This is a genomic window from Glycomyces albidus, assembly GCF_009451885.1.
Classification (GTDB): domain Bacteria; phylum Actinomycetota; class Actinomycetes; order Mycobacteriales; family Micromonosporaceae; genus Glycomyces; species Glycomyces albidus.
Genome location: NZ_WIAO01000065.1, coordinates 1 through 11,684, shown reverse-complemented (window position 1 = coordinate 11,684; position 11,684 = coordinate 1). Strand labels below are relative to the sequence as shown.

Here is an 11,684-nt window from a genome sequence, read left to right as displayed (position 1 = left end):
CGTCCAGCGCGCCCAGCGCCGCGTCCGCCTGCACCGCCGCCGTCAGCAGCCGCCCCGCCCGGACCGCCGCCTCGGCCAGGTCCAGGCGCCGGCCCGCCCGCTCGGCCCCGTCCCCGCCGAGCTCGTCGGCGACCCGGTCGCGCTCGCGCTCGGCCGCGTACGCCTGCGCGTAGTCGCCGACCGCGGCGAACGAGCGCGCGCGGGCGGCCAGCAGGTCGGCGAAGTCCTCCCGCGAGGCCCGGTCGCCGGGATGGGCCTCGAGGCGGTCGCGGTACTCGACCGCGGCAGCGGCGAACGCGGCCAGGGCGGCCGGGTGGTCGCCGGCGGCGGCGAGCCTCGCCGCTTCGCGATGGGTCCGCCGGGCAAACCGCCGATTCGGCATACGGACTCCTCAATGGGGGGATCGAGGCGGTAGCGCACCGGGTCGGGACGGACCGGGCACGCTAGGGCCCTTCATAGTAGACGCACTCCGGGCGTTCGCGGATCAGCCGATCAGTCGATGACGACCAAGTCAGGGCCCGGATGGCCCAGGAACCGGTCGTGCGAGATCTCCCAACCGTACGCACCGGCATCAGCGAACACGAGCCGGTCTCCGGCGCCGATCGACGACACCCACTGGCCGCCGTTGAGCACATCCCTGGGCGTACACAACTCACCGCACACCCGCACCTCGACATCGGTGAGCACCCCGCCCTCCCGCGGGCCCGGCACGATCCGGAACGGATGCGCATACCCCCACGCCGCCGGCAGCCGGAAATGGTGCGTGCCGCCGCGCACGACCGCGAACGCCTGCCCCCCGACCGTCTTCACGTCCACCACCTCGGCCGCGTACCAGCCCGCCGGCGCCGCCAGGTACCGGCCCGGCTCGACCACCGGCTCCACCCCCGCCGCCCGGAACCGGCCCGCGGCCCCGCCCAGCGCCCCCGCCAGCGCGTCGAGATCGATCACGTCCCCGCGCGGATCCGCGCCCAGGCCCCCGCCCACGTTCACATACCGCAGCGCGAACCGGCCCGCGGCCGCCCGCTGCGACCACGCCAGCGCCTCCAGCGCATGCGCGGCGTAGGCGGCCGCGTCCAGGCAGTTGGAGACGGCGTGCAGATGGAACCCGGCCAGGTCCAGCCCCAGGTCCAGCGCCCGGTCGGCCGCGGCGGCGGCGTCGGCCTCGTCCATGCCGAACGGCGTCGGCGCCCCGGCCATCCGGTGGCTGCCGGGCAGGGCCCGGCCCCGGTTCACCCGCAGCGCCACCGGGCCCGCGAACCCGGCCGCCGCGAGCAGGTCCAGCTCCCGGACCGACTCGACGTGGACGCACAGCGGCACCGGCGAGTCCGCTGCCGCACGCAGGTCGGCGGGGGTCTTCGCCGGGCCCGAGAACGCCAGCCGCGCCGCACCGGCCGCGCGCGCCGCCGCCAGCTCGCCTCCCGAGGCGCACTCGATCCCGTCCGCCGCCGCGGCGGCCGCGGCCACGATCGCGGGGTTCGCGCACGCCTTCATCGCGTACAGGACCGTCCACTCCGGCAGCGCCGCGCGCACCGCGGCCAGGCGGGCCGTCAGCTGCGCGGGGTCGTAGATCCACGCGCTGGCGGGGGATTCGAGGGCCTGGACGGCGGCGACGACCTTGGTCGGGAGCGGTTCGTTCACGGTCGGGCCAGCGGGTTGTCGACGAGCGCTTCGATCTCGCGGCCGGGCTCCAGGCGCATCGACAGCAGGGCCTTGGTCGGCATCGTGGGCGCCAGGTAGCAGTCGCGGTCGGCCGCGGGCAGGTCGAGGCCGGCGACGAGGTCGGCCAGGTCGGCCCAGAATCCGGCCGCGTCCAGGCCGGTGTCGCGTTCGAGCGCGGTCACCAGGGCCGCGAGGTGGTTCTGGAACAGCGTGTAGGCGACCTTCGCGCGGACCTGGTCGATGGAGTGGGCGCGCACCGGGCTCCCTGCGGGCAGGTCGACGTCGAACGGGACGGTCGGCAGGTGCAGGCGGGCGCCGCCGAGGTCGCGGGAGACCGCGGCGACCGGGACGGGCCCGTCCATCGCCACGAGGCTGTTCTGCAGGTGCGCTTCGAGGCCGATGCCCATGGCGGCCTTGGCCAGCACCGGCGGGACGAACAGCGCCGCGTAGGCGCGCAGCCATGCGCCGGGGTCGCCGTGCCAGTCGGCGTACTCGGCCGCGAGGCTCGCTCCGGTCACCGGCGAGGCGGCGGCCAGCGCGGTCGCGGGCACGCACACCGCTCCGGCCGGGGTGACCGCCGCGAGGGGGGCGCGGGCGATCGCGGTCAGGTCCCGCCTGCCGGGCAGCCACGCCCCGGCCAGGTCGGGGAGGAGCCGGTGGGTGCCGTCCGCGTCGAGGGCGGTGAGGTGGCCGGAGAGGACCGGGGCGAGGAGCGCGGTGGCGGGGGAGATGTCGCGGCGGGTGGAGGTGATGTGGATGCCGAGGGCGAGTTTGAGGAACCCGGGGGCGCGGTGTCCGGCGAGGGTGCGGATCGCGGCGGTCGGCCAGGCCGGGACGGTCTCGTCGAGGACGGCGAGCCGGCCGGCGGCGAACAGGTCCGCGTACCGGGGCAGGACGCGGTGTTCGAGCTGCCAGGGGTGGACGGGGACGACCGGGTCGGGCAGGTCGAGGCCGGCGAGCACGGGGTGGTCGCGGAAGTCGGCGCCGGACCGGTCGAGGACGCCGTCCCGGTCGGCGACGAGCCGCACCCGGATCGGCGCGGGGGTCTCGAGGTCGTACCGTTCGAGGTCGGTGCGGTTCCAGCCCAGGCGGGTGCGCGCGCACGGGTGGAGCTGGTGGCCGTCGGTGGCGAGGGTCTCGAGCAGCCGCGCGGTGGTGTCGACGTCGCTGCCGCAGGCGGCGATGAGCGCCGCGAGGGTCGGCGCGCCGGTGCGGGCGGCGAGGGCCGCGACGCGGCGGCGGCGCCCGGCGGCGCGTTCGTGCGCGAGGGCCCGGCCGGTGCGCGCGGACTCCAGTTCGGCGGCCAGGTGCGCGGGGACGGGTCCGGCGATGACCGCTTCGAGTGCTTTCACCGGGTCGTCGTCCCGGTCGGCGGCCGCGGGGGCGGGGCCCGCGGCTCGGTCTGCCCAGTCGTAGTCGAGCTGGTTGAACGGGCCCTCCGGGGCCGGTGCGGGGCCGGTGCGGTGGCCGTTGAGGTTCTCGCGCCAGGCGGCGGCCAGGATCCGGTCGGTGAGGTTCACGCGGCCGCCAGCGGGTTCTCGACCCGGGCCCAGATGTCGTCGGTCGGGTTCGCGGCCAGGCGCATCGCGGTGGTGGCCTTGATCGGCCAGGGGTCGCGCAGGACCGCGTCGGCGATCCACGGCTCCAAGGACAGGTCGCGCACGCCGGCGGCGACGGTCGCCCACCATTTCCCGGGGTCGGTGTCCGACCATGCGGCGAACGTCTCGACGATCGCGGTCAGCGTCGTCGGGAACAGGGCGGCGAGGAGCTTCGTCAACCGGGCCTCGCGGTCGGGTTCGGGCAGGTCGCCGATGATCCCGGGGAAGTCCTCGGGCGGGACGCGCACGCCCCCGAAGTCGCGGTACAGCAGGCCCGTCGGCATGTCGCCGGTGAACGAGGCCAGGGTGTTCTGCCCGTGGGCCTCGAGCGCGACACCGGTGTCGGCGAACAGCCGCAGCGGCGCCAGCGCCACGGTGACGAACGCCGCCCACCATGCCTCGGGGTCGTTCCCGGTGAAGGCGACCGCGATCGGGCGTCCGTCGGAGGGGCACGTCTCGGCGAGCGCCGCCAGCGGGACGGCGCGCGGGTGCCCGATGGTGTGCGGGGCGGGGCGGACGATCGCCGCGAGCCCCGGGTCGGGTTCGCCCTCGGCCCGCGCCCACACCGCGGTCTCGGGCAGCAGCGTGATCGCGCACCGGCGGGCCGGGGCCTCCAGCCGCTCGGGGAGGAAGTATCCGTTGTGGATCGCGGCGGCCGAGACGCGGCGCTGCGCGGAGGTCAGTTGCAGGTCGACGGCCGTTTTGACGTGCCGGTCGCCGGTGGAGACGGTGCGCAGGCTCATCAGCGGGGCCGCGCCCGGCCAGGTGCGCGCGGGTGCGCCGAGGCCGCGGCGGGCGGCCTGCCACGGGTGTGCCGGCAGCAGCGGCAGATCGCGGCCGTCGGTGTAGTTCGCGGCCCGGTCGGCGACGTCGAAGCGGCCCAGGTCGAACCGGGCCCGGTGCTCGGGCGCGTAGGCGCGGATCTCGTCGTCGGTGAGGTCGCCGCGCGAGCGCGCGAGCGGGTGCACCGGGTGTCCCAAGAGGACGGCCTGCTCGAACCACACCGACGGGTCCGGGTGCGCCGCGGCGGAGGCGGCCCACAGGTCGGTCGGGTGCGGGCGGGCCGCTTCGAGTGCCAGCGCGGTCCCGCGCACCGCCGAGGCGACCTCGCGGGCGAACCGGTCGGCGTACGCCGAGCCCTCGCTGATCGAGGCGGCGATCGCGGCGGCGGTGGTGCCGTGCGCCGGGCCGGGCACGGGTTCGCGGTCGGCGGCGGCGCGGAGGCGGTCGGCGACGATGGCGTCGGCGCGGGCGGTGGCGTCCATTGCCTGCACTGTACTGGCGAACGGGGCCGGTGTGGAGGGTGCGTTGGCTCACGCACACGTTGTGGTGGACGCGGTTTCAGGCCTTGACGACGGCGCCCCGGTCGCCGGTGCGGGGGGCCGGGACCGCGGCGAGGCGCATCCGCAGCGCCTGGAGGACCGGGAGGTCGTAGACGGCGCCGGCGGCGGCGAGCCACAGGCCGATGTCGGCGGCCGCCTGGCCGACGGCGACGTCGTGGACGGCGGTGGTCTCGCCGGCGCGGGCGGTCTCGGGCAGGGTCGGCCACAGGACCCAGCCTTGGATGTGCGCGTCGGGGAGGGCCTGGTCGAGGGCTTTGACGGCTTCGGGGAGGTTGACCGAGTCGACGTCGGCGCTGTCGCGGCCGACCGGCGCGCACAGCAGGGCGACGCGGTCGCCGCAGACGATCGCGTGCGGCACCCGCGTGTCCGGCTCGGCCGGGAGCGCCACGAACAGGCGCGCCGCGGGCAGGTTGGTGAGGACTTCGCGCAGGAGCTTCCCGGTGGGCCGGTCGGCTTTGGGGCGGGTCCCGGCGGGCCCGAACGCGTTGAACTGGCGCAGGGCGCCGCCGACGGAGCGGCGCAGGGCGACGGTGAACCGCAGCCGCTTCACCGTCCACGCCATGGCGGCGCCGGTGAGGACGTACACGCCCAGGGCCCAGCCCCACGGGGTGGCGGGCCCGGCGAGGACGATGACGGCGGCGGCGAACAGGAACGCGATGACGAGCCGGCCGGTCGGCGGGGGCGGGGCGGTGTCGGGGCGGCGGCGCAGGGCCCGGGAGGTCTGGACGGCGACGATCATGGCGACGGCGATCGTCACGGGGATGGCCAGGATCAGGAACACCCACGAGTCCGAGGCCAGGGCCTGCCCGAGGAACCCCAGTCCCATGAAGACCCAGACGGCGCCGGCGGCGGCGCACAGCGCGGCCGCGGTCCACGCGGAGGGCCGGTAGACGGGCCGGAGCCGGCGCAGGCGGGCGTGCCAGGGGACGGCGACGAGGGCGCCTTCGGCGGGGAAGGCGTGCTGCGCGGGCGCGGGAGCGGGGGCGACGTTCCAGCCGCGGACCTTGCGGTGGGCCGGTCTGGCGGCGGCCTTGCCGTAGCGGCGGGCGGCGCGGCGCCCGAAGCGCAGCAGGTCGTACTCGCGGCGCAGCCCGGGGTGCGAGAGGGTCTCCCAGGCGCCCTGGACGAGGTGGAACTCGTCCTCGTCGCCGCCGCGGTCGGGATGGGTCTCGCGGAGGCGCCGGCGGTAGGCGGCCTGGATCTCGGTGCGTGGTGCCTGCGGGCTCACCCCGAGGACGCGGTAGTGGTCTGGTTCGTTCACCACGGCTCCCGGTCGGTCGTACGGGGACGGGCCTGTGCCCGGCGAGGGGGATCGGGCGTCGGACTCGACGGTAATGGAGTCCCCAATCTACCGCCGGTTCGCCCCTTTCGGTGTCGGCAGGTCCCGAAAATTCCACCGGTCGGGGTCGAGTCGTCGCACCCGCGCGCAACGCGCGGCCACTGTGGAGGGCGCAATGGCGGTGCGGGTCTCCGCGGTCGCCCTGCGGACCTGGGGATTCGATCCGCATCGAGCATTCCATGAGAGCGGTGCCGGACCGTCCGGGCGCGTACGGCCCCGAATCCGCGACCGGGAACCGGGACGGTCGGCGGCGACATCGGACAGTCCGCGACCGCGATGCGCCATTGCGGGCGCGGACGCGCTGCGGCCCCGAACCGGACCGGTTCGGGGCCGCAGCGGCGTCGGTCGGCGGCTGCCGGGTCCGCCGAGCCGTCCGCGCCTATCCCTGCCAGAAGCGCGCGAGCGCCTGCGCGGCCGGGTCGTCGATGTCGGCGATCGCGAACTCGGAGGCGTCGACGGCGTTCACCCACGGCTCGGCCTCGGCCGAGCCGAGGACGTCCAGGTCGACCCACGGGTAGCCGTCGACCGGTTCGGGCACGTCCAGATCCAGTTCGGGCGGGAAGCCCGGCGGGTTGTCGGCCTCGTCGAGCAGCAGGTCCTCGTAGGTCGCCGCGTAGGCGGTCTCGTCGCCCGAGGCGGCCTCGTCCTCGCCCTCGTCGAACCCGGCGTCGACGGCGAAGCCCTCATCGAGGGGCTCGTCCTCGTCGATGCCGCCCTCGTCGTCGAACGCGAACGCCTCCAGGCCGTCCTCGTCGGGAACCTCGCCGGTGTCGAACTCGTCGAACCCGGGGGCCTCCTGGCCGTCGTCGTCGAGATCGGGGAAGTCCTCGCCGCCCCCCTCAGGGTCGAACTGGTCGAACTCATCCATCGGATTCCTCATCTCCTGGTACGAGGGTGCGGGCCTTGGCGAGCACCTCGTCGAGCTGCTTGACCTTCTGGGCCATGGAGTCGCGGCGCTGCTTGAGCGCGGCCTGCTTCTTGGCCCGGGCGGCCTGGTCGGCCTTCGCGGCGTTCTCGGCCGCGGAGATCCGCGCGTCGAACTCGGCGGCGCGCCGCTCGAGGGCGTCGTCCAGGGTGGAGTTGAACACGAACTCGACCTCGGTGAAGCGGAACCCGATCTCCTCGTTGAGGTTGGCGCGGGCCTCGGCGATGACGCGCTGCACCCACTGCTTCGCGGCCTGCCGGTCGCCCTGGATCTTCCTGCGGTACAGCAGGAACGCGGCCGCGGCCAGGCCGATGCCGACCCCGGAGGCGGTGAGCGCGAGCCCCGCGACCGAACCGGCGACGGCCGTCAGGCCGATCATGCCCGCGCCGGCGGTGACCGCCCGCCCGGCCATCATGGCCACGCCCGCCGAGGACGCCATGAGCAGCGCCCCGTCCTGGTTGGCGTCGCGGCGGGCCCGGCCCGAGGCGGCGGCCCGCAGCCCCGCGGAGATCGAGTTCGTCGCCTGGATGAGCTCGTCCTCGGTGAACACCTGCCGCAGCACCCGCTCGGCCAGGAGCACGAACCGCTGGTGCAGCTCGCCCGAGAGGCGCGCGGCGATGCCCTGGAGGGCGATGTCGATGCGCTGGGGGAGCGACTCGAGCGCGGCCTTGTTGGCCTTCTCGAGCTCGTCGAGGAGGGCCTCCTCGAGCTCCTGCAGGTGGACGCGCAGGCGCCCCTGGACCTCGATCTTGGCGCGCTGGGTCTCCACGCGCAGGGCCAGGTTCGCCTTCTTCGTCTCGGTGCGGCGCAGCGCCAGGGCCTGCTTCTTCTCCTCCTTGAGCCGGTTGGCCGTCTCAGGGTCGGGGTCGTAGGCCTTCATGTCCTCCTGCGCCGCGACCGCCAGGCGCGAGAACTCGGTGCGCACGGCGCGGACGACGTTCGCGGCGACCAGGGCCTTGCCGGCGGCGCCGACCTTGACCAGGGCGCGCTGCATCCGGCCGATCCCCGACTCCTTCGCCAGGGCCTGGCGGGTGGGGCCGGTGGAGTTGAGGGCGTGCTCGGCGAGCATCGCCGAGACCGGGAAGTGCGGGGCGCTGCGGAACCGGGGCGCGTGCGCCTCGATCAGCGACCGGTTCTCCTCCAGGACGGTCTTCCACCCCGGGTACGTGTCGGTCTTGGTCAGGGCGAACACCACGAAGTTGACGCGCTTGGACGCCTCGGTCAGGAAGTCCAGCTCGGTCTTGGCCATCGGGGAGGACGCGTCGGTGACCATGATCAGGCAGGTGGCGCGCGCGACCGCTTCGAGCGCGATCTGGGCGTGGTCGGGGTCCAGGCCGCCCGTGCCGGGCGTGTCGACCACGGACATGTGCTTGAGCAGCGCCGAAGGGTGCCCCACGAGCATCCGCCGCGGCGGGACCATCCCCGGCGGCATCGTGCCGAGCCGGGTCGCCCAGTTGCGCAGGTCGCCCACGCCCAGGAGCATCGGGTCGGCCGCGCCCGGCTGCCAGGCCCGCACCGACGCCTGCTCGGCCCACGCGAACTCCAGGTACGCCGTCGTCGCCACCTGCGCATCCACAGGAGACAGACCGGGCATGCCCAGGAGCGCGTTCACCAGGGACGACTTGCCGCGCTTGGTCTCGCCGACGACCACGGCCACCGGCTTGTCGGGCTGCCAGCGCGCGACCTCGTCCACCTCGGCCGCGGCGCGGGCGTCGACGGTGCGCAGCGACGCGTTGCCGGCCTTGGCGGCCTTGACGCACAGCTTGTGGATCTGGGCGGCCGGGTTCGGCTTCGCGGCGGCCTTCTTCGCCGGCGTCGCGGGGCTCTGCGCGGCGGGAGCGGCGGTGTCGGTCATGCCCGCACCCCCTGGCCGCGGTAGACGGTGACGATCGGGTGGCGCAGGATCCGGCCCCGGTCGGTGTACCCGATCTGCTCGGTGCGGGCGATGATGCCCTCGTCGGCGGGGCCGCGGGCGGCCACGGTCGAGCCGGCCTCGTGGACGGCGGGGTCGAACCGCTGCCCGGTCGCGTCCACCTGGGCGACGCCGACCTTCGAGAACGCCCCGTCCAGGTGCTGGGCGAGCGCCGGCGAGGTCGCGCGGTCGCGCATCCAGATGCAGGTCTCGACCAGGACGGACCGGTCGGCCACGGCCTGCGCGGCGCGGGCGGGCTCGGCGAGCTGCCCGACCGGGATCGCACCGGAGGCGGCACCCGTGCCGGGCGCGGGCGCGAACGCCGGCGCGGCCGGAGCCGGCGCCGCGGCGGGAACGGGGGCGGCGATGGACCGGCCCGCGGCGAACGCGACGCCCGCGGTGACGAGGACCGAGCCGGCGGCTATGGCCAGGACGCGCGCATCGAACCCGCCGCCGGTGAGGAACACCGCGCCCAAGGCCGCCGCGGCAAGGCCCACCAGGGCCCCCACCAGCGGTCCGCCGAGTCGATTGGTCACTTTGCTCTCCTTATGTCGTAACGGTGACGGGGGTCAGCCGAGTCGTTGGGCCAGCAGATGGAAACCACGATGCACCACGTTCGCCACCCGCGCCTGGGACGGGGTCGCGCCGCCGTTGGCGAACGCCCGCCAGCGCGCGGCCGCCTCGATCGCGGCCCGCCGCAGCTGCGGCCGGGGCGCGTCCGGCAGGCCCAGGACGACGCCGGCGTCGTCGGTCAGCGCCAGGCGCGCCACCTCGGCCTCCATCGCCTCGGGCAGCGCCACCTGCCCGGTGGTGACCTGCGCGGCCGCCTCCAGCAGCGGCAGCCGGTGGTACTCGGGGCGGGCGACGATCGACTCGACCGCGCCGCGCAGCAGGTCCCGGTCCGCGGCCGGACCGGACGCCGCCGCGGCGTCCAGGCGACCGAGCGCCCACCCGGCCTTGATGACGTCGGCGCGGACCCCGAAGATCTGGTGCAGCGTGGTGCGCAGGCGCGGGAACCCCGAGGCGGCGAACAGCAGCCGCACCAGCTCCCCGGTCGCCAGGTGCGGGCTCGCCTGCAGGTGCGCGATCGCGAAGTGGATGCCGTACAGGTCCAGCCGCTCCAGCAGCCGCTGCCGCTGGTGCTTGTCGACCGGGCCCTCGGTGCTCAAGAACAGGCCCGCCGAGGCGAGCATGAGCGCGCGCTTGTCCTCGTCGAGCCCCGCGAGGGTCCGCAGCGCCTCGCAGTCGGCGGCGGTCAGCAGCCCCGCCTCGGCGGTCTCGGCCAGCAGCCCCACGACCGGGACCACGTCGCACACCGAGCGGCGCAGCACCTGCGCCTGGTCGCCGGCGATCGGCCCGGCCACCGGCCACGGGTCCTGCCCGGGCCCGGGCGCGAGCTTGTCGGCCTTGTTGTACAGCCCCAGCGCGTTCATCGGCGACGACGACAGCTGCTGCGACGCCTTCGCGAACGCGTCCAGGGCCTCGACGTCGTCGGAGCGGACCTGCTGGGTGAACACGTAGATGATCGCCTCGGCGGACTCGACCGCGGCCTTGGAGTCGTCGTCGACGTCCTCGGCGATCGGCGCGGCGAACAGCATCTCCCGCGCGGCCTCGGAGATGTCGGTGTTGACCGACTGCAGACCCGGCGTGTCGACCACCGTCAGGTCCCGGAGCCGGTCGGAGGACAGCTGCACGTCGATCATCGCGGCCTCGTCGGCCGGGATCGGCAGCGTCGTGGGGATCATCCCGTTGGCGTCCAACGGGACCGCGTGCTTGGTGCCGTTGCGGGCGACCACGTCGACCCGGTCGGCGGGCCCGTACCGGAACTGGGTCACCACGCGCGTGCACTCACCCGCCGCCGTCGGCGCCACCCGGCGCCCGATCAACGCGTTCACCAACGTGGACTTCCCGGCCTTCAACCGGCCGGCGACCGCGACGCGAAGGGGCTGCCCCAACCGTCCGGCGACCTCCTCGACCACGGGGCGCGACGCGCTGCTGACCTTGCCGGCCAGTTCCTCGCACATGCTCGCCACACTCGTGGTGAGTTGTCCTGCCACCATGGTCCCCGTGTCCGCCCTCTCTATAGCCCTGTCGGCCCTGCGGGCCTGCGCCGGTCTGCGGCACCCGGGCCGCCGGACGCCGGTCTGCGGCATCGAAGCATCCGCAATATCATGAGAGGCGTCGGCGATCCGTCGACTCACAGAAGACTACAAACCGCAGCCGCCCGGCCGCCTCCCCCATTCGTGCCACAGCGTTAGGAGCCCCCTTGGCCGCCCCGCCGCCCACCCCCGGACTGGCGCCCCGCGTCGCCTCGACACCCCACGGCACTGGGGTCGCGAACCGTGACGATGCACTGCGCGCCATGGCCGGTGCGCTGGCGGGACCGGGCCTGGTGGTCGTCACCGGCCCGCCCGGGTCCGGCCGCACCCGGCTGCTGGAGCGGCTCGCCCGCGCCTCCAAGCGCCCCGTCCACGCCGGCGGGGGCCTGGCCATGCTCTCCGGGCAGCCCGCCCTCGCCCTCGAACGCGCCACGCGCGCCCGCATGCCCGCCGGCGACCTCCCGCTCCTGGCCGAGGCCGTCTACTCCCGCACCCGCGGCGGACTGCTCATCATCGACGACCTCCAGTGGTGCGACGCGGCGACGCTCGCGGTCCTGCCGGTCCTGGCCGAGCGCCTCCCCGTCGCCGCCGCACTGCGGGTCCCCAACCGGCTCGGCGAGGACGCCCTCGCGCGCCTCCTGGCCGCCGCCACCGTCGTCCCCGTCCCCGAGCTGACCGAGACCGAGGCCGCGCAACTGGTCGCCGAAGCCGCCCCCGCGCTCCCCCCGACCCGGGCCGCGGCCCTGGCCGCGCGCGCCGGCGGCAACCCGCTCGCGCTCACCGCGCTGGCGCGCCGCGCCGCCCACACC

The 11,684-nt window shown here is 75.5% G+C and carries 9 protein-coding genes and 1 pseudogene; 1 reads left to right on the top strand and 9 read right to left on the bottom strand.

Translation table 11 applies throughout. The features are described from left to right. The 9 genes and pseudogenes from GFD30_RS25565 to GFD30_RS25525 form a co-directional block, all read right to left on the bottom strand. A pseudogene (locus GFD30_RS25565) lies at positions 1 to 382 on the bottom strand (hypothetical protein); the annotation flags it as partial. 110 nt (positions 383 to 492) lie between these two features. Beyond that, the gene (locus GFD30_RS25560) at positions 493 to 1,638 is read right to left on the bottom strand and encodes a type III PLP-dependent enzyme domain-containing protein (RefSeq protein ID WP_322633619.1); all 1,146 of its coding nucleotides are present in this window, start codon (positions 1,636 to 1,638) and stop codon (positions 493 to 495) included. Next, the gene (locus GFD30_RS25555) at positions 1,635 to 3,179 is read right to left on the bottom strand and encodes an IucA/IucC family protein (protein ID WP_153027973.1); all 1,545 of its coding nucleotides are present in this window, start codon (positions 3,177 to 3,179) and stop codon (positions 1,635 to 1,637) included. Before GFD30_RS25555 ends, GFD30_RS25560 begins: the two co-directional genes overlap by 4 nt. Then, a complete protein-coding gene (locus GFD30_RS25550; RefSeq protein ID WP_153027972.1) occupies positions 3,176 to 4,522 on the bottom strand; it encodes an IucA/IucC family protein in 1,347 nt (448 codons plus the stop codon). The genes GFD30_RS25555 and GFD30_RS25550 overlap by 4 nt, the downstream gene beginning before the upstream one ends. Before the next feature lie 76 nt (positions 4,523 to 4,598). After that, on the bottom strand, positions 4,599 to 5,861 hold the full coding sequence (locus tag GFD30_RS25545) for a J domain-containing protein (protein ID WP_153027971.1): 1,263 nt from the start codon (positions 5,859 to 5,861) through the stop codon (positions 4,599 to 4,601). A 457-nt stretch (positions 5,862 to 6,318) separates the two neighbouring features. Continuing rightward, entirely contained in the window at positions 6,319 to 6,807 is a 489-nt protein-coding gene (locus tag GFD30_RS25540; protein WP_153027970.1) for a hypothetical protein, read from the bottom strand. Continuing rightward, the gene (locus tag GFD30_RS25535) at positions 6,800 to 8,719 is read right to left on the bottom strand and encodes a dynamin family protein (RefSeq protein WP_153027969.1); all 1,920 of its coding nucleotides are present in this window, start codon (positions 8,717 to 8,719) and stop codon (positions 6,800 to 6,802) included. The genes GFD30_RS25540 and GFD30_RS25535 overlap by 8 nt, the downstream gene beginning before the upstream one ends. After that, entirely contained in the window at positions 8,716 to 9,312 is a 597-nt protein-coding gene (locus GFD30_RS28140) for a nucleotide exchange factor GrpE (protein ID WP_153027968.1), read from the bottom strand. Before GFD30_RS28140 ends, GFD30_RS25535 begins: the two co-directional genes overlap by 4 nt. 33 nt (positions 9,313 to 9,345) lie before the next feature. Continuing rightward, entirely contained in the window at positions 9,346 to 10,836 is a 1,491-nt protein-coding gene (locus GFD30_RS25525; protein ID WP_153027967.1) for a dynamin family protein, read from the bottom strand. Positions 10,837 to 11,042: 206 nt separating this feature from the next. On the opposite strand from GFD30_RS25525, the gene GFD30_RS25520 reads away from it, so the two are divergent. Continuing rightward, the coding region (locus GFD30_RS25520) for an ATP-binding protein (RefSeq protein ID WP_194202122.1) at positions 11,043 to 11,684 on the top strand (642 nt) is incomplete at its 3' end.

What these genes read in the sequence shown, in the direction of transcription:
- GFD30_RS25540 (WP_153027970.1), bottom strand. Translation starts at nt 6,807, where the DNA reads ATGGATGAGTTCGACCAGTTCGACCCTGAGGGGGGCGGCGAGGACTTC.
- GFD30_RS25535 (WP_153027969.1), bottom strand. Translation starts at nt 8,719, where the DNA reads ATGACCGACACCGCCGCTCCCGCCGCGCAGAGCCCCGCGACGCCGGCG.
- GFD30_RS25525 (WP_153027967.1), bottom strand. Translation starts at nt 10,836, where the DNA reads ATGGTGGCAGGACAACTCACCACGAGTGTGGCGAGCATGTGCGAGGAA.
- GFD30_RS25550 (WP_153027972.1), bottom strand. Translation starts at nt 4,522, where the DNA reads ATGGACGCCACCGCCCGCGCCGACGCCATCGTCGCCGACCGCCTCCGC.